A 24,764-nucleotide genomic window follows, 5' to 3' on the forward strand; every position below is an offset into this window, starting at 1 on the left:
AAAAACCCGCAGGAAGCGGCCCCCGATTCAGCTCAAGGAACGACCATGTCCCTCTCCATCGTCCACAGCCGCGCCCAGATTGGCGTGGATGCTCCCGCTGTCACCGTCGAAGTTCATCTGGCCAACGGTCTGCCGTCGCTGACCATGGTCGGGCTGCCCGAGGCGGCGGTGAAGGAGAGCAAGGATCGGGTACGCAGCGCGATCATCAATTCCGGGCTGCAGTTTCCGGCGCGGCGGATCACTTTGAATCTGGCGCCGGCGGATCTGCCCAAGGATGGCGGGAGGTTTGATCTGGCGATTGCTCTGGGGATTCTGTCGGCGAGTGTGCAGGTGCCGTGTCTGACGCTCGATGATGTGGAATGTCTGGGTGAGTTGGCGTTGTCCGGCGCGGTACGAGCGGTGCGTGGCGTGTTGCCGGCAGCATTGGCGGCGCGCAAGGCGGGTCGGGCGTTGGTGGTGCCGCGGGCGAATGCCGAGGAGGCGTGTCTGGCTTCGGGGTTGAAGGTCTTTGCGGTGGATCATTTGTTGGAGGCGGTGGCGCATTTCAATGGGCATACGCCGGTTGAGCCGTATGTGTCAGACGGGTTGATGCATGCCAGCAAGCCTTATCCCGACTTGAATGAAGTGCAGGGGCAAGTGGCGGCGAAACGGGCGTTGCTGATTGCTGCTGCGGGCGCGCATAACTTGCTGTTCAGCGGGCCGCCGGGTACCGGTAAAACATTGCTGGCCAGCCGGTTGCCGGGACTGCTGCCACCTCTGTCCGAATGCGAAGCGCTGGAAGTGGCGGCGATTCAATCCGTCGCCAGCGGCGCGCCGCTGACTCATTGGCCGCAGCGGCCATTCCGCCAACCGCACCACTCGGCATCCGGGCCGGCACTGGTCGGCGGCAGCTCGAAACCGCAACCCGGCGAGATCACCCTCGCCCACCACGGCGTGCTGTTTCTCGATGAGTTGCCGGAATTCGATCGCAAGGTGCTGGAAGTGCTTCGTGAGCCTTTGGAGTCTGGCTTCATCGTGATCGCCCGGGCCAAGGATCGCGTGCGTTTTCCCGCAAGGTTTCAGTTAGTGGCGGCGATGAACCCCTGCCCCTGTGGATATCTTGGCGAGCCAAGCGGCAAGTGCTCCTGCACACCGGATATGGTCCAACGCTATCGCAACAAACTGTCAGGCCCGCTACTGGACCGGATCGATTTGCACCTGACGGTGGCGCGGGAGGCGACGGCGTTGAACCCAGCAGTAAAGCCAGGTGAGGACAGCGCCAGCGCTGCAGCGTTGGTCGCCGAAGCGCGGGAGCGCCAGCAAAAGCGTCAAGGTTGCGCCAATGCGTTTCTTGATCTGCCAGGGTTGAAGCGGCACTGCAAGTTATCCACAGCCGATGAAACCTGGCTGGAGTCGGCGTGTGAGCGGCTGACTCTGTCGCTGCGCTCGGCCCACCGCTTACTCAAGGTCGCAAGAACCCTGGCAGACCTTGAGCAACTCGATGCAATCAAGCGTGAGCATCTGGCCGAAGCGCTGCAATACCGGCCGGCGTTGCCTTAATGCTCAGTCAGATCAACCAGTGGCGTCTGCCGCACTTCGGTGTCGCGCCCGGCCTGAATCTCGGTCACGCGCTTCAACGCGTTATCCACAGCGCCTTTGTCCGCCAGCAGGCTGTAGCTGATCTGGAACTGTTGGCTGGCCTTTGGCGCAATGGTCGGCACCAGATTCAACGGGCGCTGATAGCGGCGGTTGTAGGAAAAACTGGTGCCCGGCTCCAGTCCCGTGACATAGCCCTGGCCTTGAGTGTCGGTATTTTTCCACAGGGAAAACACTGGCAACTGCTGGGTATTGAAGCCGACGGAGACACCAAGGCTACCGGCCTTGTTGTGCAAAACGGTCAGAGTTTCGCCTTTGGCGTCGGCATAGGGCACGACGTTGTAGACGGTTTCGTCGTAGTCCTTGGTCGGCGCGCGGTAGGTCTGCCAGTCGGGCAGATCGCCCTTGGCCTTGTCGTTAAAAGGCGACACCTGTTTTACCGGAGCCGCAAAACGTGCGCCCTGCTCAAGGAACGGCGTACTAAAATTGCTGTGGTACAGCGCCTGGTATTCCTTTGGATAATCGCCGTTGTTGGTCAGCGTATCGTTAAGTGCAAAGCGCACGCTGCCAGGTTCGGTGACCAGTTCAGTAACGACGGAAAAATCGACTTTCTTGAAGGCTTGCTCTTTCAGCTCACCGCGGAGGCTGATGGCATAGGGCGGTTTTTCGTCGATGTGCAGCGTGACGGTACTGGCCGGAATGTTGGCAGCGCGGCCGTGCAAGGTCAGCAGCTCACCATTGTCGATGCCGGGATGGCCGACCCATTCGTAACCGCAGCGGGCGACCAGCTCATTGAAGCCTTCCAGCCAACCCAGCCCACCGCGTCCGTTGAGTTCGATGAAGGCCGGGTTGACCACGTCCTTGACCGGCGAATCCCAACCCATGCGCACGTTGCCGACAGAGGCTTGCAAGACATTCATGCCCCGGGTTGGCACCACCGAGAGTTTCATCGTGCCGTTATCGATATCGACGATGCTGACACCTTCCTGCCGCCCACCGTGCAAGGTACGCAGGCTCACAGAGAACGGTTTGGCGGTTTTCACCCCAAGCTGCTCACTGGTGATCGTCCAGTTTTGCGCGGGTTTGTTGGTATCGAGAAGGACGTAATCCCAAGCCATGGCGTGGGAAGCAGCAGAGAATGCGCCGAGGGCGACGGCGAGTTTGAGCGGGGTCATGGCAGCAGCCTTTATTGGAGTTGTGCCATTTTTATAGCGCTGCGGAAACGTTTCAGCAAGTGTATTAGATCGACAGATCGCCTGTTATGCCGAAGATCTTCAGTGATGCAATCGCGAGCAGGCTCGCTCCCACAGGGAATCCGGGTCTTCAAAAAATCTGTGAATCACACCGAACACTGTGGGAGCGAGCCTGCTCGCGAAAGCTATTTCAAAGGCGCATCAACGGAAGCGATCAACCTCGGAACGCAAGTCCGCCGCCAATTTCTCAAGCTCCTTGGCGGTCACGGCCAGGTTGGAAACCACTTCACGCTGCTCACTGTTGGCCAACGCAATGCTCTGCAAATTACTGCTCAGCAACGTCGCGGTGCTGCTCTGCTCCTGAGTCGCCGTGGTAATCGCAGCAAACTGCTGCCCCGCCGAGCGGCTCTGCTCATCGATTCGCGCCAGCGCCGACGCAACATTAGCGTTACGCGACAAACCTTCCTGCATCAGCACATTGCCCTGCTCCATGGTGCTGATCGCGTTGCCGGTCTCCTGCTGGATGCTGTGGATCATGCTGGAAATTTCATCGGTCGCCTGACGAGTACGCGACGCCAGGCTGCGCACTTCATCCGCCACCACGGCAAAGCCGCGACCTTGCTCACCGGCACGCGCGGCTTCAATCGCAGCGTTAAGCGCGAGCAGGTTGGTCTGTTCGGCAATCGAGGTAATCACGCCAACGATGCCGCCGATTTCCTGAGAACGCTGGCCAAGGGTGTTGATCACCGTGGCGGTGCTGTTCAGGGCGCCAGCAATTTGCTCCAGCGACGACGAAGCTTCTTCCATCGAGCTGCGACCAATTTGTGTTTGCTGCGCATTTTCCTGGGCCAGACGCTGGGTGGCGCCCATGTTGTCGGCAATGTTCAGCGAGGTGGCGCTGAACTCTTCAACCGCACCGGCCATGCTGGTGATTTCGCCAGACTGCTGCTCCATGCCTTCGTACGCGCCGCCGGACAGGCCAGACAAGGCTTGAGCACGGCTGTTGACCTCTTCCGAAGAGCGGCGGATGTGCTCGACCATGGTCGACAACGCTTGGCTCATCTGGTTGAACGCGCGGGACAGTTGCCCGATCTCGTCATTGCTCGACACGTTCAGGCGCACGCTCAGATCACCGGCGCCCAAGGCTTCGGCCTGACGTACCAGATCGCTCAGCGGCGCGAGTTTGCTGCGCAGCAGCCACACCACCGAACCCACCGCCAGCAACATCGCCAACAGGCTGCCAATGGCCAGTTGCGTACCGACGCTCCAGGTCACGGCACGAATTTCCGACTTCGGCATGCTCGCCACGACCGACCACGGCCCGCCATCGAACGGCACGGCGATGCTGTAGAAGTCCTCCGACTTGTCGCTCCAGAACTCGCCTTTGCCCGGGGTCTTCACCAGACCATTGATCACCGGTACGGCTTGATCCAGCGCCTGCACGCCCGCTGGCGGAACCAGCCATTTGTTCTGCTCATCCAGCAACGCCAGCGAACCGCTCTGACCGATGCGGAAACGCTTGAGGTTGTCGAACTGAATGTTCTGCGCGTCGGTGTAATCGAAACCGACGAACAGCACCGCAATCACCTTGCCGCTGCCGTCGCGCACTGGCGTGTACTGAGTCATGTAAGAGCGATCAAACAACAAGGCGCGGCCGACATAACCCTGCCCCGCCATCAACTTCGCGTAAGCCGGGTGCGCGTGATCAAGCAAGGTGCCGATGGCGCGGGTGCCGTCCTGTTTGGTCAGGGAGGTGCTGACCCGCACAAAGTCTTCGCCGCTGCGCACGAACAGCGTGGCGACGCCCGCCGTCATCTGCTTGAACTCGTCGACTTCCTTGAAGTTGTTGTTCAGCACTTCGCCGCCCAGGTGCAGGCCCGGGGTTTGCGTACCGGCGACGGTCACCGGCTCATCGGGATGAATGCTCAGACCGGCGCTGAAGCGCTTCTCGAACAACCCGCTCAGGCGCTGGGTGCTTTCACGCAGCGTGCCGTGGAAAGTGCTCAGTTGGTCGGCCAGCAGACGTGCTTCGCTGGCCAGGTGCTCTTCACGGGTGGCGAGGTTGGCGGTATCCAGCGAACGCAAGGCGAACACCGTACTGCCGCTGATGACAATCGCCAGTATCACGGCGAGCGCGAGGCCCAGCTGCGAGGCGATCCGAGCGCGAGGTTGAGACATGGACAGCTCCTGGCCGAACTTTTCGATCCTCCTTGATCGCAGCTCGGATAATTTTCTAATAGTGGGGGTGGCTCGTGGATACCGGCACGACGGTTCCACTTGCTCGTAGTCGGCGGAAAACCCGAATACTTGAGCACTCAGCAGGGTTATGGCAGAAGGCCGGCATTGTGGCGGCTCGAACGTTTCAGCTCAAGCGTTTGACTGCCGGCAGCTCCATGGCGCGGACTTCGCCCTGGAGAAAGTCGCTAAGGCGGCGCAAACGTTCACCTCCCGGACGGGTTTTTGGCCACACCAGGTAATAATTCAATCCACTGGCGACCGCCGTCGGCCACGGCAGGCTCAATCTTCCTTGAGCGACATCTTCGGCCACCATCAGCAGATCACCCATCGACACGCCGTAACCGCGAGCTGCCGCGATCATCCCCAATTCCAACGTATCGAACACCTGACCGCCCTTGAGCGAGACCTGATCGGACAACCCCATGTGCTCCAGCCAACTGCGCCAATCGCGGCGATCCGGGGTCGGGTGCAACAATTCGGCGCTGGCCAGTCGCGCAACATCCCACGGTTGATCATTCAGCAGGTTCGGCGCGCCCACCGGGATCAGCTCTTCGGGAAAAAGCAGGCTGGCCTCCCAGTCCGGCGGAAAATGGCCGTCACTCAACAGCACGGCACAATCGAAAGGCTCATCGTTGAAGTCCACCGAATCCACGTCCATCCAGGCACTGGTCAGTTGTACTTCGTTGCCCGGCTGCAAATGACGGAAGCGACTAAGGCGCGCCAGCAGCCAGCGCATGGTCAGGGTTGACGGGGCTTTCATGCGCAGGATGTCGTCTTCAGCACGCAAAGTGTTGCAAGCGCGTTCAAGGGCGGTGAAGCCTTCGCGGATACCGGGCAGCAGCAGGCGCGCCGCTTCGGTCAGTTGCAAGTTGCGTCCACTGCGATGAAACAGCCGACAGGCAAAGTGATCCTCAAGCGTACGAATGTGCCGACTGACTGCACTCTGGGTGATCGACAGTTCTTCGGCGGCACGGGTGAAAGAGCTGTGCCGCGCCGCGGCTTCAAATGCGCGCAGGGCATACAACGGAGGAAGTCGACGGGACATGCAAAAAGCTCCTGTAGCGGGATGCGGCCAACTTAGCAGAATCAGTTCAGGATGAGTTTTAATCATGCCACCCATCCTTTTTATCCCTTTGTGCAAAGCCTTCCAAGCGCCGAGAATCGACGGTCTCCTGTTCCCTCTGAAAATTGAGTGGTGATGACCATGCAGCATCCTGTGCGTACCGAACTCTGGGCCATCCTGCGGCTGTCGGGGCCGTTGATCGCCTCGCAGTTAGCGCACATGTTGATGGTGCTGACCGACACCCTGATGATGGCGCGCATCAGCCCCGAAGCGCTGGCCGGCGGTGGGCTGGGGGCTGCGAGCTATTCGTTCGTATCGATTTTCTGCATCGGCGTGATCGCGGCCGTCGGCACCTTGGTGGCGATCCGCAAGGGCGCCGGCGACATCATCGGCGCGGCGCGGCTGACCCAGGCCGGGTTGTGGCTGGCGTGGCTGATGGCGCTGGGCGCCGGATTGCTGCTGTGGAATCTGAAACCCGTATTGCTGCTGTTCGGCCAGACTGAAACCAACGTCATCGCTGCCGGACAGTTTCTGATTGCGCTGCCGTTCGCCCTGCCCGGCTATCTGAGCTTCATGGCCCTGCGCGGCTTCACCAGCGCAATCGGTCGGGCGACGCCGGTGATGGTCATCAGTCTGGCCGGCACCGTGGCCAACTTCCTGCTCAATTACGCGCTGATCACTGGCATGTTCGGCCTGCCAAAACTCGGTCTGATGGGCATTGGCCTGGTCACCGCGATTGTCGCCAACTGCATGGCGCTGGCACTGGCCTGGCATATTCGCCGGCATCCGGCCTATGACGCGTATCCGTTGCGTGCCGGCCTGTCGCGGCCCGATCGGCAATACCTCAAAGAACTCTGGCGCCTCGGCCTGCCGATTGGTGGCACCTATGCGGTGGAAGTCGGCTTGTTCGCCTTCGCTGCGTTGTGCATGGGCACGATGGGCAGCACACAGATGGGCGCGCACCAGATTGCCCTGCAGATCGTTTCGGTGGCATTCATGGTGCCCGCCGGTATGTCGTATGCGATCACCATGCGCATCGGCCAGCATTACGGCGCTGGGCAATTGCTGGATGCACGGATGTCCGGCCGCGTCGGGATCGTCTTTGGTGCGGTGGTGATGCTTGGCTTTGCGTTGGTCTTCTGGTTTTTGCCGAATCAGTTGGTCGGGTTGTTCCTCGATCACAACGATCCGGCGTTTGCCGAGGTCATTCGTCTGGCGGTGAGCCTGTTGGCGGTGGCGGCGTGGTTCGAACTGTTCGACGGCACGCAGACGATTGCCATGGGCTGTATCCGTGGGCTCAAGGACGCGAAAACCACGTTCCTGGTCGGGCTCGCTTGCTACTGGCTGATCGGCGCGCCGGCGGCGTGGTGGATGGCGTTCCATTTGAACTGGGGGCCGACGGGGGTCTGGTGGGGATTGGCGCTGGGCCTGGCGTGTGCGGCGGTGAGTTTGACGCTGGCGTTCGAGTGGAAGATGAAGCGGATGATTCGGCGTGAGCCGGCGTCATCCAGGCCATTCACAGTTCCTCAGACCGACTGAAATCCCCCCAATAAAAGGGAAACTCGTGGCGAGGGGATTTATCCCCGTTGGGTGGCGAAGCCGCCCCTAAATCTGATGTCGCGGTGTATCAGTTACACCCGGTGCGACGGTTTTGCGACTGCTTCGCAGCCGAACGGGGCGGTGCGACGTTTCGCTGAATCCCCTCGCCACAATGTTGTTTCAAATTTGCTCTAGTGGTCAGCTCACGATTTCGAGGGCGGGCTGTTGGCTTGAGCCGAAGGTCAGGTATTCAACCAGTTCAGCCAGCGGCAACGGCCGGCTGATCAGATAACCCTGTACCTGATCGCAACCAAAGCCGCGCAGCAATTCCAGCTGTTCCGGGGTTTCCACCCCTTCAGCCACGACTTCCAGATGCAGGTTGTGCGCGAGGTTGATCATCGCATGCACCAGTTTGCGGTTTTCTTCGCGCTGTTCCATGCCACCGACGAAGCTCTTGTCGATCTTCAGCAAAGTGATCGGCAGGCTGTTGAGGTGCACAAACGACGAGAAACCGGTACCGAAGTCATCCAGCGAGAAGCGCACGCCGAGGCGACCGAGGGCGTCCATGGTCTGTTTGACCAGATCGCTGCGCCGCATCACTGCGGTTTCAGTCAGCTCGAACTCCAGCCACTGTGCTTCGACACCGCGTTCGGCGATCAACCGGCTAAGCGTCGGCAATAACTGACTGTCCTGAAACTGACGAAACGACAGGTTGATCGCCATGTGCAACGCCGGCAAACCACGCTCGCGCAAAGCCTGCATGTCACGCAGGGCCCGGGAAATGACCCAATAACCCAGCGGCACGATCAAACCACTCTGCTCGGCCAGTGGCACGAATTCACTTGGCGGCAGCAGACCGCGCTCGCCGTGGCGCCAGCGCACCAAGGCCTCGAGGCCGACAATCTGGCCGTCCTCAAGATTAAGCCGAGGCTGGTAATGCAGTTCCAGTTCATCGCGACGCAAGGCCCGGCGCAGCTCACTTTCGAGGTCGGCCATGCTTCGCGCGTTGCGGTTGATCCGTTCGTTGAAGATGTGAAAGGTGCAGCCCTGAGTGCTCTTGGCCTGCTGCATGGCGATGTGCGCGTGCCACATCAGCGGGTCGGCGCCACCCTGCGCGCGGGCATGGGCGATGCCGAGGCTGGAGCCGATCAACAGGCTTTCGCCATCGACCCAGTAGGGTTCGGACAAGGCTTCGGTGATGCGCTCGGCCATCCATTCGGCGCGTTGCGGTGCACGGCGAGTATCGATCAACAGCGCGAATTCGTCGCTGCCCAGCCGTGCCAGTTGATCGCCGGCCTCAAGCTGGCTTTTCAGCCGCGCGACGACTTGCAGGATCAAGCGGTCGCCGGCCTGATGACCGAGAGCGTCGTTGGCGTGGCGGAAGTTGTCGAGATCGAGATGGCCGAGCGCCAGGCCACGGCCGTCGTTTTCCGCCAGCCGCGCCGTGAGCAAGGTCTGAAAACCCTGACGGTTGGCGATACCGGTCAGCGGATCCTGTTCGGCGAGGCGTTGCAAGGTGTTTTCGAGTACGCCGCGCTCACGCACATGGCGCAGGCAACGCCGCAGCATGCCGGCGTCGAGGGCGTCGAACACCAGCCAGTCGCTGACCCCAACAGGCGCGGTCGCCGGCTCGTGGTCCAGCAGCAATACGGTCGGCAGGCTGCAACGGCCCGGGGCCGGTTGCAGTGCGGGAAGGGTCAACAGCACCGCATGGCGGTTGTCTTCGAACAGACTGCTGACCGAGTCCCAACTCGGCGCACTGATCAGCACCGCCGCGCTCCCCATCGGAGCCAGACACTCGCGCAATAACGCTGTCCACGCTGGCTCTTCGGCCAGTAGCAGCAAACGCAAGGGTTCGACAGGCGTAGACAAGCTAGCTCCCTAGACTCTGCAATGATGTGGGCGGGGCATTATGCCGTTGCGCAGTTCAATGACCAAATGACAACGGTTATCAAAACGTTATTTTGTGTCACGAATGAGAACATTAGCCGCAAAATCTCCGCGCATCCTGCGTGAAAGTAACAAAACCGGCAAATTTGAATCGAGCGGTGCGTCACAAGTCGGACAGAGCAGCACAATTCTCTGAGCCTGTTAAAATGCCGGCCCATTTCGTCAACGACTCCCGAATTTTCGTATGTCCCGACTCAATCCCCGGCAGCAAGAAGCCGTGAACTACGTCGGCGGCCCTCTATTGGTGCTCGCCGGTGCTGGCTCCGGCAAGACCAGCGTGATCACGCGCAAAATCGCGCACCTGATCCAGAACTGCGGCATCCGCGCCCAGTACATCGTCGCCATGACCTTTACCAACAAGGCCGCGCGCGAGATGAAAGAGCGGGTCGGCACCCTGCTGCGGGCCGGCGAGGGGCGTGGCCTGACGGTCTGCACCTTCCACAACCTCGGTCTGAACATCATTCGCAAGGAACACGCGCGGTTGGGTTACAAACCCGGCTTCTCGATCTTCGACGAGACCGACGTGAAGTCCTTGATGACCGACATCATGCAGAAGGAGTACGCGGGCGAAGACGGCGTCGACGAGATCAAGAATATGATCGGCGCCTGGAAAAACGACCTGATCCTGCCGCCTCAGGCGCTGGAGAACGCGCGCAACCCCAAGGAACAGACTGCCGCCATCGTCTACACCCACTACCAGCGCACGCTCAAAGCGTTTAACGCGGTGGACTTCGACGACCTGATCCTGCTGCCGGTAAAACTCTTCGAAGAGCACGCCGACATTCTGGAGAAGTGGCAGAACAAGGTTCGCTACCTGCTGGTCGACGAATACCAGGACACCAACGCCAGCCAATACCTGCTGGTGAAGATGCTCATCGGCAAGCGCAACCAATTTACCGTGGTAGGCGACGACGACCAGTCGATCTACGCTTGGCGCGGTGCGCGGCCGGAAAACCTGATGCTGCTCAAGGACGACTATCCGTCCCTGAAAGTGGTGATGCTCGAGCAGAACTACCGCTCCACCAGCCGCATTCTGCGTTGCGCCAACGTGCTGATCTCGAACAATCCGCACGAATTCGAGAAGCAGTTGTGGAGTGAAATGGGCCACGGCGACGAGATCCGCGTGATCCGCTGCCGCAACGAGGACGCCGAAGCCGAGCGCGTGGCCATGGAAATCCTCAGCCTGCACTTGCGCACCGACCGCCCGTACAGCGACTTCGCGATTCTTTATCGCGGTAACTATCAGGCCAAGTTGATCGAGCTGAAACTGCAGCACCACCAGGTGCCGTACCGCCTGAGCGGCGGCAACAGCTTCTTCGGCCGCCAGGAAGTGAAGGACCTGATGGCCTACTTCCGCTTGATCGTGAACCCGGACGACGACAACGCCTTTCTGCGGGTGATCAATGTGCCGCGCCGTGAAATCGGCTCGACCACGTTGGAAAAACTCGGCAACTACGCCACCGAACGGAAGATTTCGATGTACGCCGCCACCGATGAAATCGGCCTGGGCGAGCATCTGGACAGCCGTTTCACCGATCGCCTGTCGCGCTTCAAGCGCTTCATGGACAAGGTCCGCGAGCAGTGCGCCGGCGAAGACCCGATCTCGGCGCTGCGCAGCATGGTCATGGACATCGACTACGAGAACTGGCTGCGCACCAACAGCTCCAGCGACAAGGCTGCCGATTACCGGATGAGCAACGTCTGGTTCCTGATCGAGGCGTTGAAAAACACCCTCGAAAAGGACGAAGAAGGCGAAATGACCGTCGAGGACGCCATCGGCAAACTGGTCCTGCGCGACATGCTGGAACGTCAGCAGGAAGAGGAAGACGGCGCCGAAGGCGTGCAGATGATGACGCTGCATGCGTCCAAGGGTCTGGAATTCCCGTACGTGTTCATCATGGGCATGGAAGAGGAAATCCTCCCGCACCGCTCCAGCATCGAAGCCGACACCATCGAAGAGGAACGCCGCCTGGCCTACGTGGGCATCACCCGCGCCCGTCAGACGCTGGCCTTCACCTTCGCCGCCAAGCGCAAGCAGTACGGCGAGATCATCGATTGCGCGCCCAGCCGCTTCCTCGATGAGCTGCCGCCGGACGATCTGGCGTGGGAAGGCAACGACGACACACCGACCGAAGTCAAAGCCGTGCGCGGCAATAACGCATTGGCTGATATACGCGCGATGTTAAAGCGCTAGAATTGACCACTTTTTTTAAAACCTTAGGGCGCACATAGCGCCAACAGAGGACAGCTTCATGGAAGCACTGCACAAGAAAATCCGCGAAGAAGGCATCGTGCTTTCCGATCAGGTTCTGAAAGTCGACGCCTTTCTGAACCACCAGATCGACCCGGCCCTGATGAAGCTGATCGGCGACGAATTCGCCACGCTGTTCAAGGATTCGGGCATCACCAAGATCGTCACCATCGAAGCCTCGGGCATCGCCCCGGCGATCATGACCGGTCTGAACCTCGGTGTGCCGGTGATCTTCGCCCGTAAGCACCAGTCCCTTACCCTGACTGAAAACCTGCTGTCGGCGACCGTTTACTCGTTCACCAAGCAGACCGAAAGCACCGTCGCCATCTCCCCGCGCCACCTGACCAGCAGCGACCGCGTGTTGGTCATTGACGACTTCCTGGCCAACGGCAAGGCATCGCAGGCGCTGATCTCGATCATCAAGCAGGCCGGCGCCACCGTTGCCGGTCTGGGCATCGTCATCGAGAAATCGTTCCAGGGCGGCCGCGCCGAACTGGATTCGCAAGGCTACCGCGTTGAATCGCTGGCCCGCGTGAAATCGCTGGCCGGCGGCGTTGTCACCTTCATCGAATAAAGCCACACCGCATTACCCCTGTGGGAGCGAGCCTGCTCGCGAATGCTTTGGATCAGTCGACATCTTGTGTTGACTGATCCACCGCTTTCGCGAGCAAGCTTTGCTCCTACAGTTGTTTTGGGACTGGCAGTTATTGCGCGGCGGCCTCTTGGCCGAATAGCGTCGATAATCAGCAACACTGCAGCACGTCGATATTTTCATCGAACAAAGCCGCACCGCAATTTCCCTGTGGGAGCGAGCCTGCTCGCTAAGGCGTCGTGTCAGTCAACCTATTCTTTGACTGATCCACCGCTTTCGCGAGCAGGCTCGCTCCCACAGGTAAGTCTCAAACCTTCGACAAATCCATTCTGTACCCCGCCCCCGGTACCCCTTCATGCATCGCAGCTTGAATATCCGCGTACAAGGCATTCGCTTCACCGGTGGTAATCGAGCGCGAACAATCACGCAGCACCACATGCAAAAGCACGTTCTCCTGACCCGGTAACATCCCGAGTCGCTCAATGGCCTGCGCCGGTAAATCCGAACGTGGCCAGCGCCCCTTGATTCGCATCTCCTCGATCCATCCAGAGCAATCCCCTGCCGCCTGCAACATCCTCTCGGTCAATACCTCTTCACTCAAACCCGGCGTTACTGCCAACGAGATATCACGGGCAATCGACGGCAAACGAGATACCGCAGTCCACGGATCCAGATCATGCATCTGCGCCTGCACGCGCACATTCTGATCACGCAACAAACGAATATCAGGAATGCCTTTGCGCAACATCGTCAGGCGATCCAGCCCCATCCCAAGAGCGAGTCCGCCATGGTGCAGCGGATCAATCTGCAAACGCTGCAACAGCGACTTCGCGATACGCCCGCACTCAAGAACCTCGACCGGCACGCCATCATTCAACACATTCACTTCAATCCCGCCCTCGGTGTAGTGATGTGGACTGTCGCTATAAACCCAGGACTTTTCCGGGACGGCCGACTGCAAAATATCGCCGACAAGACGCAGTAAATGCTCATGGGATGCCAGCTCCGGGTCGCCCAATACCCAGATATCCATTTGGTGCGGCTCGGCGCAATGCCAACGATCTCGGCTATCACGCCTGAAGGTAATGCCTGGCGCTGCCAGCAAAATGGTTTGTCCCGGCCGACGAACCTCGGCGGCCTGCTGAAGTGCCGCAGGAATCTGGCTGGTGGTCTGCGTTCGCAAAAGCGAATGCTCATCGACCCAACGTGTGTGCTCGCTGCCAAGGGTAATTTCTGCCGGGTCGTAACCCAGCAAACCGTAGTTCTCTTCGGCGGACACAATCCTTGGCCCAACCTGCAACTGCGCTCGGGGCCAGCCTCTTGCTGCGAGTCCTTGAAGGACTTCATTGAGCAGTAGTCGGACTGCGTGGTCGGGTTGGTTCTTTTCGGTTAAGTCAGTGAGGAGTAAGGCTTGGTGGACAGATGTGTCTGTCAGGTACTTCTTTGGTGTGTGCACTGTGTGCCCCTGTGTTCGTGGTTGGCATGAGCCCCGAAAACAAAGCCCATAAATAAAACCTAACCAGACAAGACCTCTCACCACAAATGAAAAACCTTAAATTTACAACTTTCAGAATAGACCTACAGACGCAACCCACGTAAATAACCAAACCACTCATATCTAAAAAGAAGACATAAAAATTGATTCTTAAAAAGTGAAAATAATTATTCAATCGGATCGCTAACTTATGCATTAATCCGCTCAACCCCATGCCACATGGGGGGACCACAACAAAAACCAAAAAAAGGAAAACTCAAATGCAAACTGAAAAAACCACAAAAGAAAATCTTAATCGCATCACTTCTGGCCCGGATAATTTTGGATGGGCACCGTTGGCTTGGGCGCATACCGAAGATTAATTGAAGCACCGCGCGGCAACCGCCCTTGCCGCGCACTTCAGAACAAGGAGGGTTTTTTATGTCACCGCCAAATATAGCGCCGACGCTCTTCAATCATGAGGAATTTTCGATTATCGCCGACTCGAATGAGTTCCTCAAAGAATGCGAGCTCTTGGGATTTATGACGGCAAATATCGCTCAATTAGAGGAGTTTCCAAAAAACAGTATCGTTTTTTCTTTCAGTAACGAAGCTGCAAAATTGACATTTGAGATCGCTGGAAGAACAGAGCGCAAAAAAATCATCTTCTGCGCGACCCAAGTATTTGAGCCATCTTTAGCCGCGGCGCTTTACAGCCTAGAGCTTCTGATGAACAGTGATTTTCAGCAATCGCTCTTCTCGCAGCGAGTTGTATTGAATATGCTTAACTCCTACCAGACATTTGCGTTGTCTGGTAATGAATCCAATGCAACAGTATCCATCCTTCCCCATGCACAGCCTTATGCATTACTTGACGAAGATGTGACCGATAACTTCGTGCAGTCCGTCGCGGAATTCTTTGAAGTTCATTACGCACATATGAACCCATTAGAGCCCTGCCCCTTTATATTTTCAGGCACATTGAAAATTTCTGGAATACTGACTGTACTCAGAAAACCTAACCCCGAATTACCTGCCGGTCTAAAAACCTCTCTAAAATGGCTAAGCGATCGAATCTCAAACGAAGAGGCCTGGCTCACAGTAAAAGAAAACGACATAACCTCATTAAAAATAAATAACGAAGAACATATAAAACTTCTGGATCTCGCTGCTGGCAAACGTGGACTGAAACTTACGGAATTTGCTATCGGCGTCAACGAATCCATCTCGAACAAAATTGATTACAAAATCAACTCCCAAATGAATGAGGGAATCAGTGGTATTCATTTAGCAATTGGTGATGGTTCCTCTGGCTACCACATAGACTTTCTTAGCCCATCCGTGAACGTCCATCCAATACACTCGCTTGCATGCGCCTGACCTGTAGGAGCCGAGCTTGCTCGCGAAAGCGTCGTATCAGTCGATACATTTTTTGACCGATCCACCGCTTTCGCGAGCAAGCCCGCTCCCACAGTTGTTCGGGTACTCCGCAATCCCCGTGTAGGAGCTGTCGAGTGCAACGAGGCTGCGATCTTTTGATCTTTTAAGGATCAAGATCAAAAGATCGCAGCGTGCCGCAACTCCTACGGGGTTTGGGTGGTGGCTTTTAGGCCGGTGAGGAGCAGGCGTTGGAAGAGGTCTTCTTTCAGGCCTTCCGGGTTTGTGAGTCGCATGCGTTCGAGGTGTTCGGGGTAGAGCGATGCCTCGGGGGCGTCGAGGGCGGCTTTGCCCAGTTCGAGGATTTCGGTGAGTTTGAATTTGCTTTTTAGCCAGTTCAGCGCCCGCAGTAGATCCCGTTCGATCGGGGAGAAATCACAGCCCAGCGGGTACTCCGGAAACAGGTTTTTGTGCCGTGCGGCGATGGCTTGCAAACGCTGCGGTGTGTTGTCAGTGAAGCGCGGATCGAGGCGGAAATCCTTTGGCAGTTTGCCGACCTTTTGCGCTTGTTCGATCAGGCCCTGCTGGAAACGTGAATCGCTGATATTCAGCAATGACTCGATCACTACGGCATCGGTTTTACCGCGCAGATCAGCGATGCCGTATTCGGTCACGACGATGTCGCGCAGATGCCGTGGGATCGTGCAGTGGCCGTATTCCCAGACGATGTTGGAGCTGACATCCCCGCCGGATTCACGCCAACTGCGCAGGATCAGAATCGAGCGCGCATCGTGCAATGCATGCCCCTGCGCAACGAAGTTGTACTGCCCGCCGACACCACTGAGCACCCTTCCGTCTTCCAGTTGATCGGCCACACCGGCGCCCAGCAAGGTCATGGTGAACACAGTGTTGATGAACCGCGCATCGAGACGCTGCAAGCGCTTGAGCTCTTCCTGACCATACAACTCGTTGATGTAGCTGATGCGGGTCATGTTGAATTCGAGGCGCTTGCTCAACGGCAGCTCGCGCAAGCGCTCGTAGAAACTGCGCGGGCCGAGGAAGAAACCGCCGTGCACCGAGATGCCGTCAGTCTGCGCCGCTTCGTCGAGGGTGCCGGCGTTGGCTTGCTCCTGCGTCGGCACGTCGGGGTAGACCTTGCGCCGAATAATCCCGGCATCCGCCAGCACCAGCAAACCGTTGACGAACATTTCGCTGCAACCGTAAAGGCCTTTGGCGAATGGCCCGGTGCCGCCCTCGCGGTCGATCAACTGCGCCCATTGGCTGAGGTTGATGTCACTGAGCAACGCTTGGTAACCCGCGTTGTCAGCCTGGCGCGCGAGCAGTGCGGCGGTGAGCGCATCGCCCATCGAGCCGATGCCGATCTGCAACGTGCCGCCGTCACGCACCAGCGTACTCGCGTGCAGACCGATGAAATGATCCTGAAACCCGACCGGCATGTTCGGCGTGGAAAACAGCGTGCTGCTGTCCTTCGCGTCGATCAGCAGGTCGAAGGTGTCGATGTCGACTTCGGCATCGCCGGGCATGTACGGCAAATCGGTATGAACCTGACCGACCAGCAAAATGGTCTCCCCGGCTTCGCGACGTTTGGCGATCATCGGCAACAGGTCGAGGGTGATGTCAGGGTTGCAGCTCAGGCTCAGGCGATCCGGGTGTTCGCTGCTGCTGGCGAGCAGTTGCGCCACCAGATTCAGGCCGGCGGCGTTGATGTCGCGGGCGGCATGGCTGTAGTTGCTGCTGACGTAATCCTGCTGGGCCGGCGGGCTGTTGAGCAGGCTGCCGGGCTGCATGAAGAACTGTTCGATGCGGATGTTGGCGGGCAGGCTGTCGCCGCGCAGATCGGCGAGAAAATCGAACTCCGGGTAGTCGCCGAAGGCGCGCTCGACGAAGGGTTCGATGAAGCGTTTCTGCAAACCATCGCCCAAGCTCGGACGGCCCAGGCACAGTGCGGTGTAGATCGTCAGTTGGCGCTCGGGCAGGCCCTTGATGCGCCGGTACAGCGCGTTGACGAAATGATTGGGTTTGCCCAGGCCCAGCGGCATGCCCATGTGGATGTGCGCCGGCAACCTCGCCAGTACGTCGTCCACTGCCTGTTCGATCGAACACAACTGCACCATCTGAAGCCTCCCGCCCGTTCCGTGAATAGAGGTAGACCGAGCTTGCCTTGAGTTTGCTGCAAAGAACAGCGTCAGATTTCCCTCACCCTAACCCTCTCCCGGAGGGAGAGGGGACTGAATGGGGAATATTGGAGAGATACGCCGACGTGAACCTGCTTTGTTGAATCCACAATCGACTCAATCTATCAGGTCGGTGTAGAGCGCCAGACACCTCGGTCCGCTCCCTCTACCTCCGGGCGGTCCGACGTTTCGGGAGGGCTGGGCGGGCGGCGTTCCGATGAGGGGCTCCTGAATCGCGGACACAAAAAAACCGTCCGAAGACGGTTTTTTTCATCAGAAGCGCGGCTTATTTCAGGCCGGACATCTTCTGGATTGCACCCTTGAGCTCGTCATCCGAGCAATCGGCGCAGGTGCCTTTTGGCGGCATGGCGTTCAGGCCGGTAATGGCTTTTGCCAGCAAACCGTCGAGGCCGCCCTGATGATCGGCGCGGTCTTTCCAGGCCGCTGCGTCACCGATTTTCGGCGCACCCAACAGGCCAGTACCGTGGCAAGCGTTGCAATGTTTGGCAATCACTTCGTCCGGGGTTTTCGCACCGCCACCGCCGCCGGCAGTTGCAGCCACTTCCATCCCCTTGCATTCCTGCCCTTGAACACACACCTGGCCGACAGGCTCAAGGCGTTTGGCAATGTCGTCATTGGTCGCAGCTTGAGCGCTGACAGCCCAGAGGGCCAGTACGGTTGCTGGTGCGGCCAGCATTTTCATAATTAGGTTCACGCGTTCACCCTCAATGGTGGCTATTCACGCCTGCGGCCACGGTTCGCAGGCGGGCGGAAGTATAGCGGGTAGCCCGCCACACTGAAACAACCCCATAGTCGAAGGGGTTATACCGCGCAGTGAAAAAACTCTTCGGATGCCTTCGCCGTCATGGCTTGGCGCCTCTATTTTAAAAATTTGCCGGTGTTGCTGCGCTGATTAGTCGCGCAGGCAAGTCGAACGGATTGCGAAAACGATGCGGCTTGGTACTTTCAAAGTAGTAGCTGTCGCCGGCTTCGAGAATAAAAGTTTCAAGACCCACTACCAGTTCCAGACGACCTTCCACCAGAATTCCGGTCTCCTCGCCTTCATGGGTGAGCATTTCTTCGCCGGTATCGGCGCCCGGCGGGTAGATTTCATTGAGGAATGCGATGGCGCGGCTGGGATGCGCACGGCCGACCAGTTTCATGGTCACGGCGCCGTCGGAAATGTCGATCAGCTCGTTGGCCTTGTAGACGATCTGGGTCGGGATTTCCTGCAAGATCTCTTCGGAAAAGAACTCGACCATGGACATGGGAATCCCGCCCAGTACCTTCCTCAGCGAACTGATCGAAGGACTGACGCTGTTCTTTTCGATCATCGAAATGGTGCTGTTGGTGACGCCCGCGCGTTTGGCGAGTTCACGCTGGGAAAGCCCTTTGAGCTTGCGGATCGATTGCAGTCGTTCACCGACGTCCAAGGCGCGAGCCTCCTGATGTTGTAAGAATATTGAGCGTTATCATGGCGACAGCGTTCAGTATTTACAACACTTGGGCTCCCCGGCGACCTTAACCCTCGGAATAGAGCCTTGGCACCCGACGCAGATTGCAGAAAATCTGGTACGGGATGGTGTCGGCCCACTTCGCCACTTCGCTGGCGAGGATGTTTTTGCCCCACAACTCGACGGTCGAGCCGAGGTCGGCTTCCGGCACATCCGTCAGATCGATGCAGAGCATGTCCATCGACACGCGACCGAGAATGCGGCTGCGTTTACCTGCCACCAAAACTGGCGTGCCGGTTGGCGCCTGACGCGGGTAGCCGTCGGCGTAACCCATGGCGACCACGCCGATACGCATCGGCTTGTCGGTGATGAATTTGGCGCCATAACCGATCGGTTCGCCGGCGGGCAGTTCACGCACGCAGATGACTTTCGATTCCAGCGTCATCACCGGTTGCAGGCGCTCGGCCACGGCGTTGGCTTCTTCGAACGGCGTGGCGCCGTAGAGCATGATGCCCGGACGCACCCAGTCACTGTGGATCTGCGGCCAACCGAGCACGGCTGGCGAGTTGCGCAGACTGACTTCCGCCGCCAGGCCCTGACGCGCCGCTTCAAACACCGCAACTTGCTCGGTGCTGCTCTGCGCGTGCAGCTCATCGGCGCGGGCGAAGTGGCTCATCAAGACGATTTTCGCCACTTTGCCGCTGGCCAGCAGACGTTGATAAGCCGCCGCATAATCCTTCGGATGCAGCCCAACGCGGTGCATGCCCGAATCGAGCTTCAACCAAACGGTGATCGGTTTACTCAGCGCAGCCTGCTCGATCGCTTCGAGTTGCCACAGCGAATGCACCACGCACCAGAAATCATGCTCGACGATCAGCGCCAGCTCATCGGCCTCGAAAATCCCTTCCAGCAACAACACCGGAGCACGAATGCCCGCAGCGCGCAGCTCCAAAGCTTCTTCGATGCAGGCGACGGCAAAACCATCAGCCTCGGCTTCCAGCGCCTGCGCGCAACGCACCGCGCCATGGCCGTAAGCATCGGCCTTGATCACCGCAAGCGCCTTGGCGCCGGTGACTTCGCGGGCAATTCGGTAGTTGTGACGCAGGGCTTGAAGGTCGATCAGGGCACGGGCAGGACGCATGGCAGCAGACTTCTTGGCGGTCATGGGAATAAAAACCGGCGCCGACTGACGACGTGAACCGCCAACAGCGCCGGGAGAGGGATCTTTACAACGGGTTACGGCAGCGCGGCGACGATAGAGATTTCTACCAGAATGCTCGGCTTGGCCATTTTCGCTTCGACGGTTGCGCGGGCCGGGGCGGCGCCCTTTGGCAGCCACTGGTCCCACACCGAGTTCATCCCGGCGAAGTGCGCTTCGATGTCGTTCAGGTAAATCGTCGCCGACAGCAAATGCTGTTTGTCAGTCCCGGCCAGATCCAGCAAGCGCTCGATATTGCCGAGGACTTCGCGGGTCTGCTGTTCAATCCCGGCGTCGAAGTCGTCACCGACCTGCCCGGCCAGATACACGGTGCCGTTGTGGCTGACGATCTGACTCATGCGCTCATTGGTGAGCTGGCGCTGGATTGCCATGTTTTGCGGACTCCTGAATTTTGTTGCCGTAACGGGAAATATCGAGGCCTTCGGCGCTGATCTGTGGTTTTTTCTTCGCCATCAAGTCGGCCAGCAAACGACCGGAACCGCACGCCATGGTCCAGCCGAGCGTGCCGTGACCGGTGTTGAGGAACAGATTCTTGAACGGCGTGGCGCCAACGATCGGCGTGCCGTCCGGGGTGGTCGGACGCAGGCCGGTCCAGAAGCTTGCTTCGGCCAGATTGCCGCCCTGAGGATAAAGGTCGTTGACGATCATCTCCAGGGTTTCGCGCCGACGCGGGTTCAGCGACAGGTCAAAACCGGCGATTTCGGCCATGCCGCCAACGCGGATGCGATTGTCGAAACGGGTGATCGCGACCTTGTAGGTCTCGTCGAGAATAGTCGAAGTCGGGGCCATGGCCGGGTTGGTGATCGGCACGGTCAGCGAGTAACCCTTGAGCGGATACACCGGGGCCTTGATGCCCAGCGGCTTGAGCAGTTGCGGCGAGTAGCTGCCAAGCGCCAAGACGTAGCGGTCGGCGGTTTCCAGTTTGCCGTCGATCCACACGCCGTTGATGCGATCACCGGCGTAGTCAAGCTTCTGAATGTCCTGACCGAAGCGGAATTCCACACCGAGTTTCACTGCCATTTCGGCGAGACGCGTGGTGAACATCTGGCAGTCGCCAGTCTGGTCGTTCGGCAGGCGCAGGGCACCGGCGAGGATGTCAGTCACACCCGCCAGCGCAGGTTCAACGCGAGCAATGCCGGCGCGGTCGAGCACTTCAAACGGCACGCCGGACTCTTTCAGCACGGCGATGTCTTTGGCGGCGCCATCCAGCTGAGCCTGAGTGCGGAACAGTTGCGTGGTGCCAAGGCTGCGGCCTTCGTAGGCGATGCCGGTTTCGGCGCGCAATTCGTCGAGGCAGTCGCGGCTGTACTCGGACAGACGCACCATGCGCTCCTTGTTCACCGCGTAACGGTTGGCAGTGCAATTGCGCAGCATCTGCGCCATCCACAGGTATTGATCGATGTCGGCGGTGGCCTTGATCGCGAGAGGGGCGTGGCGTTGCAGCAGCCACTTGATCGCCTTGAGCGGTACGCCCGGCGCGGCCCACGGCGAGGCATAGCCCGGCGAGACCTGGCCGGCGTTGGCGAAACTGGTCTCCATGGCCGCGGCTGGCTGCCGGTCGACCACCACCACTTCAAACCCGGCACGGGCCAGATAGTAAGCACTGGCGGTACCGATGACGCCGCTACCCAAGACCATAACGCGCATTTTTTATCCCTCTCGCGGCGTGCCGCGTACGTCTGTTGTTAGAGCAATGATGCGCGCAGTGTAAAAAATAAATGCCAGTGCTTTTCACTATATAAGCGCCTATATTTGGCGACAATTCTCGGCAAAAACCCTTTTCACGGAGGCGCATCCCCTATGCGTACCAACACTCAGACCAAACGTGAGCTGGACAAGATCGATCGCAACATCTTGCGGATCCTGCAGGCGGACGGGCGGATTTCCTTCACCGAACTCGGGGAAAAGGTCGGCCTCTCCACCACACCGTGCACTGAGCGGGTGCGCCGGCTGGAGCGTGAGGGGATCATCATGGGCTACAACGCCCGGCTGAATCCGCAGCATTTGAAGGGTAGCTTGCTGGTGTTCGTCGAGATCAGCCTCGACTACAAATCCGGCGACACGTTCGAGGAGTTCCGCCGCGCGGTACTGAAATTGCCGCACGTGCTGGAGTGCCATCTGGTGTCAGGGGATTTCGACTATCTGGTGAAGGCGCGGATTTCCGAGATGGCCTCGTACCGCAAGTTGCTGGGCGACATTCTGCTGAAACTGCCGCATGTGCGTGAATCGAAGAGTTATATCGTCATGGAAGAGGTCAAGGAGAGCTTGAGCCTGCCTATCCCTGATTGAATTTTGCGGTGTTTTAGCCGGCCTCTTCGCGAGCAGGCTCGCTCCCACAGGAGAATGCATTCCAAATGTGGGAGCGAGCCTGCTCGCGAAGGCCGCGACTCGATCCACGGGCAACGAAACAGCTAAACCAGCACCTGCCGATTCGCTGCCATGTATTCGAAAATCTGCTTCTCCACCCGTGGATGAATCAGCTCCACCGGCCGCCGCTCATTCGGGCAAGGCAAGGTTTTGGTCGTGCCAAACAACCGGCAAATCAACGGCCGCTCCTCATACACCGTGCAGCCATTCGGTCCCAGGTGCACACAGTTCAGCTCCTCCATCGCCGCATCCTGCTCGGCGCGGGTCTTGCGCGGGAGGCGGGCCATTTCTTCCGGCGAAGTGGTCACCGGGCCGCAGCAATCGTGGCAGCCGGGCACGCACTCGAACGAGGGAATCTGCTGGCGCAAGGCGCGAATTTTCTGGCTGTTGCAGCTCATCGAAGCGGTAACCAAGGTGAAATAGGCGGCAATTGTGCCGCAAAAGCCGTGATCCAGACACCGCAGGCCGACCAGTGTTGCCCGCGTTCGGGCGCGCGGCTTATGCTCCGTCAAATTTTCTCGACACCACAGCCGTTGGATGATGCCCATGAATGCCCGCGCCCATACCACCGCGAGCCAACCCCACGTTGCCTCTTACTACGCCGCCAGCAGCCTGCCGCAGCCGGATCATCCTGTATTGGAAGGTGAAGCAGTGGCCGACGTCTGTGTGGTCGGTGGCGGCTTTTCCGGGTTGAACACCGCGCTGGAACTGGCCGAACGCGGCCTCAGCGTAGTCTTGGTGGAAGCGCACAAGATCGGCTGGGGCGCCAGCGGCCGCAACGGCGGGCAATTGATTCGCGGCGTCGGTCATGGTCTCGATCAGTTCGCCAACGTCATCGGCGCCGACGGTGTGCGCGAGATGAAATTGATGGGCCTGGAAGCGGTGGAAATCGTCCGTCAGCGCGTCGAACGTTTTCAAATCGCCTGCGACCTGACCTGGGGTTACTGCGACCTCGCCAACAAACCCGCCGACCTCGACGGTTTTGCCGCAGACGCCGAGGAATTGCGCAGCCTCGGTTATCGCCATGAAACCCGCCTGCTGCAAGCCCATGAAATGCACACCGTGGTCGGTTCCACACGCTACGTTGGCGGCTTGATCGACATGGGTTCCGGGCATCTGCATCCGTTGAATCTGGCCTTGGGTGAAGCGGCCGCGGCGCTCCAACTGGGAGTGAAACTGTACGAGCATTCGGCGGTGACGCGTATCGACTACGGCCGCGAAGTGAAAGTGCACACAGCACAAGGTTCGGTGCGGGCGAAGACGCTGGTGCTCGGTTGCAACGCTTATCTGAATGACCTCAATTCGCAACTCAGCGGCAAAGTCCTGCCGGCCGGTAGTTACATCATCGCCACCGAACCGCTATCCGAAGAACAGGCGCACAGGCTGTTGCCGCAAAACATGGCGGTCTGTGACCAGCGCGTGGCGCTGGATTACTACCGGCTCTCGGCGGATCGTCGTTTGCTGTTCGGCGGTGCTTGTCATTACTCGGGGCGCGACCCCAAGGACATCGGCGCGTACATGCAGCCGAAAATGCTCGAAGTGTTTCCGCAATTGGCCGGGGTGAAAGTCGATTATCAGTGGGGCGGGATGATCGGCATCGGCGCGAACCGTTTGCCGCAGATCGGCCGTCTGGCGGATCAGCCGAACGTGTATTACGCCCAGGCCTATTCCGGTCACGGCGTGAATGCCACGCACCTGGCGGGCAAGTTGCTCGCTGAGGCGATCAGTGGGCAGCACAGCGGTGGCTTTGATCTGTTTGCCAAAGTGCCGCACATCACCTTCCCGGGTGGCAAGCATTTGCGTTCGCCGTTGCTGGCGTTGGGGATGTTGTGGCATCGCCTCAAAGAGTTGGTCTGACAGATATGTGGCGCCTTTGCTGACTCCTTCGCGAGCAGGCTCGCTCCCACACTTGGAATGCATTTCCCTGTGGGAGCGAGCCTGCTCGCGAAGGGTCCTCAAGATCATTGAAGATTTCAGATCCGCCAGAACGGCTTCAAGCCCTCCTCCTGCGCCTGCTCCCGGGTCAGCCCGACATCCTTGAGCTGCTCCGGCGTCAAGCCGAGCAACGCCTTGCGCGTGTGCAAACGGTGCCAGAGCAGGCCCCAGCGACCAAGGCCGGAAGGCGCGTTGCGCATGGCGGTATTCCATGCACTGTCCTCCTGCCCTGCCGCCAGTTCCTGACTGTGTAACGTCAGCCGCACATCGCTCAAGCCGTTCATTTTTGTTGCTCCTGTTTACTTGGGTAGCCAGAGATTCCATGATGCGCGGGTCGACAAA

At 59.0% G+C, this 24,764-nt stretch carries 20 protein-coding genes; 7 read left to right on the plus strand and 13 right to left on the minus strand.

Going from position 1 to position 24,764, the window contains the following annotated elements; translation table 11 throughout:
- Positions 1-45: 45 nt before the first annotated feature.
- A complete protein-coding gene (locus tag JFT81_RS22785; RefSeq protein ID WP_201229230.1) occupies positions 46-1,539 on the plus strand; it encodes a YifB family Mg chelatase-like AAA ATPase in 1,494 nt (497 codons plus the stop codon).
- Here the strand turns inward: JFT81_RS22785 and JFT81_RS22790 are convergent.
- The 3 genes from JFT81_RS22790 to JFT81_RS22800 form a co-directional block, all read right to left on the minus strand.
- On the minus strand, positions 1,536-2,750 hold the full coding sequence (locus tag JFT81_RS22790; RefSeq protein ID WP_201229232.1) for an aldose 1-epimerase family protein: 1,215 nt from the start codon (positions 2,748-2,750) through the stop codon (positions 1,536-1,538). The genes JFT81_RS22785 and JFT81_RS22790 overlap by 4 nt on opposite strands.
- Positions 2,751-2,969: 219 nt before the next feature.
- Positions 2,970-4,946, minus strand: coding sequence for a methyl-accepting chemotaxis protein (locus tag JFT81_RS22795; protein WP_201229234.1), 1,977 nt, complete (start codon positions 4,944-4,946; stop codon positions 2,970-2,972).
- A gap of 184 nt (positions 4,947-5,130) precedes the next feature.
- Positions 5,131-6,051, minus strand: a complete 921-nt coding sequence (locus JFT81_RS22800) for a LysR substrate-binding domain-containing protein (RefSeq protein WP_201229236.1) — start codon at positions 6,049-6,051, stop codon at positions 5,131-5,133.
- Positions 6,052-6,210: 159 nt separating this feature from the next.
- Here JFT81_RS22800 and JFT81_RS22805 point away from each other — a divergent pair, with 159 nt between their 5' ends.
- Positions 6,211-7,608 carry a NorM family multidrug efflux MATE transporter gene (locus tag JFT81_RS22805; protein ID WP_201229238.1) on the plus strand — a complete coding sequence of 466 codons (1,398 nt, stop codon included), beginning with the start codon at positions 6,211-6,213 and terminating at the stop codon, positions 7,606-7,608.
- Positions 7,609-7,806: 198 nt separating this feature from the next.
- Here the strand turns inward: JFT81_RS22805 and JFT81_RS22810 are convergent, their stop codons facing one another.
- Complete coding sequence (locus JFT81_RS22810; RefSeq protein WP_201229240.1) at positions 7,807-9,480, minus strand: bifunctional diguanylate cyclase/phosphodiesterase; 1,674 nt, start codon at positions 9,478-9,480, stop codon at positions 7,807-7,809.
- Positions 9,481-9,742: 262 nt separating this feature from the next.
- Between JFT81_RS22810 and rep the strand changes: the two genes are divergently transcribed.
- Both rep and JFT81_RS22820 read left to right on the plus strand, forming a co-directional pair.
- The gene (gene rep, locus JFT81_RS22815; RefSeq protein ID WP_201147467.1) at positions 9,743-11,752 is read left to right on the plus strand and encodes a DNA helicase Rep; all 2,010 of its coding nucleotides are present in this window, start codon (positions 9,743-9,745) and stop codon (positions 11,750-11,752) included.
- Positions 11,753-11,810: 58 nt separating this feature from the next.
- Complete coding sequence (locus JFT81_RS22820) at positions 11,811-12,383, plus strand: xanthine phosphoribosyltransferase (RefSeq protein WP_201229243.1); 573 nt, start codon at positions 11,811-11,813, stop codon at positions 12,381-12,383.
- A gap of 325 nt (positions 12,384-12,708) precedes the next feature.
- On the opposite strand, the gene JFT81_RS22825 is transcribed toward JFT81_RS22820, so the two are convergent.
- Positions 12,709-13,857 (minus strand): hypothetical protein, encoded by a 1,149-nt coding sequence (locus JFT81_RS22825; protein WP_201229245.1) that lies wholly within the window; start codon positions 13,855-13,857, stop codon positions 12,709-12,711.
- A gap of 459 nt (positions 13,858-14,316) precedes the next feature.
- Between JFT81_RS22825 and JFT81_RS22830 the strand changes: the two genes are divergently transcribed.
- Entirely contained in the window at positions 14,317-15,255 is a 939-nt protein-coding gene (locus JFT81_RS22830) for a hypothetical protein (RefSeq protein WP_201229247.1), read from the plus strand.
- A 203-nt stretch (positions 15,256-15,458) separates the two neighbouring features.
- Here the strand turns inward: JFT81_RS22830 and JFT81_RS22835 are convergent, their stop codons facing one another.
- The 6 genes from JFT81_RS22835 to dadA form a co-directional block, all read right to left on the minus strand.
- On the minus strand, positions 15,459-17,387 hold the full coding sequence (locus JFT81_RS22835; protein ID WP_201229249.1) for an acetyl-CoA hydrolase/transferase family protein: 1,929 nt from the start codon (positions 17,385-17,387) through the stop codon (positions 15,459-15,461).
- Between the two features lie 346 nt (positions 17,388-17,733).
- Positions 17,734-18,150, minus strand: a complete 417-nt coding sequence (locus JFT81_RS22840; RefSeq protein ID WP_053125000.1) for a c-type cytochrome — start codon at positions 18,148-18,150, stop codon at positions 17,734-17,736.
- A gap of 181 nt (positions 18,151-18,331) precedes the next feature.
- Positions 18,332-18,880, minus strand: coding sequence for a cupin domain-containing protein (locus JFT81_RS22845; RefSeq protein ID WP_025112726.1), 549 nt, complete (start codon positions 18,878-18,880; stop codon positions 18,332-18,334).
- Between the two features lie 88 nt (positions 18,881-18,968).
- Positions 18,969-20,042, minus strand: coding sequence for an alanine racemase (gene alr, locus JFT81_RS22850; RefSeq protein WP_201229251.1), 1,074 nt, complete (start codon positions 20,040-20,042; stop codon positions 18,969-18,971).
- A gap of 95 nt (positions 20,043-20,137) precedes the next feature.
- Entirely contained in the window at positions 20,138-20,491 is a 354-nt protein-coding gene (locus tag JFT81_RS22855) for a RidA family protein (RefSeq protein WP_201229253.1), read from the minus strand.
- Positions 20,463-21,767: a D-amino acid dehydrogenase gene (gene dadA, locus JFT81_RS22860; RefSeq protein ID WP_150649016.1), complete on the minus strand. Its 1,305-nt coding sequence runs from the start codon at positions 21,765-21,767 to the stop codon at positions 20,463-20,465. Before dadA ends, JFT81_RS22855 begins: the two co-directional genes overlap by 29 nt.
- Before the next feature lie 153 nt (positions 21,768-21,920).
- Here dadA and JFT81_RS22865 point away from each other — a divergent pair, with 153 nt between their 5' ends.
- Positions 21,921-22,409, plus strand: coding sequence for an Lrp/AsnC ligand binding domain-containing protein (locus JFT81_RS22865; RefSeq protein WP_003177284.1), 489 nt, complete (start codon positions 21,921-21,923; stop codon positions 22,407-22,409).
- Between the two features lie 122 nt (positions 22,410-22,531).
- Here JFT81_RS22865 and JFT81_RS22870 read toward each other — a convergent pair whose 3' ends face one another.
- Positions 22,532-22,885 carry a YkgJ family cysteine cluster protein gene (locus tag JFT81_RS22870; protein ID WP_064116421.1) on the minus strand — a complete coding sequence of 118 codons (354 nt, stop codon included), beginning with the start codon at positions 22,883-22,885 and terminating at the stop codon, positions 22,532-22,534.
- 148 nt (positions 22,886-23,033) lie between these two features.
- Between JFT81_RS22870 and JFT81_RS22875 the strand changes: the two genes are divergently transcribed.
- Positions 23,034-24,344 carry an FAD-binding oxidoreductase gene (locus tag JFT81_RS22875; protein WP_201229255.1) on the plus strand — a complete coding sequence of 437 codons (1,311 nt, stop codon included), beginning with the start codon at positions 23,034-23,036 and terminating at the stop codon, positions 24,342-24,344.
- Positions 24,345-24,460: 116 nt separating this feature from the next.
- Here the strand turns inward: JFT81_RS22875 and JFT81_RS22880 are convergent, their stop codons facing one another.
- Positions 24,461-24,706: a DUF1127 domain-containing protein gene (locus JFT81_RS22880; RefSeq protein WP_201229257.1), complete on the minus strand. Its 246-nt coding sequence runs from the start codon at positions 24,704-24,706 to the stop codon at positions 24,461-24,463.
- Positions 24,707-24,764 lie beyond the last annotated feature (58 nt).

Origin of the sequence: Pseudomonas sp. TH43, assembly GCF_016650635.1 — a bacterium.
Lineage (GTDB): Bacteria > Pseudomonadota > Gammaproteobacteria > Pseudomonadales > Pseudomonadaceae > Aquipseudomonas.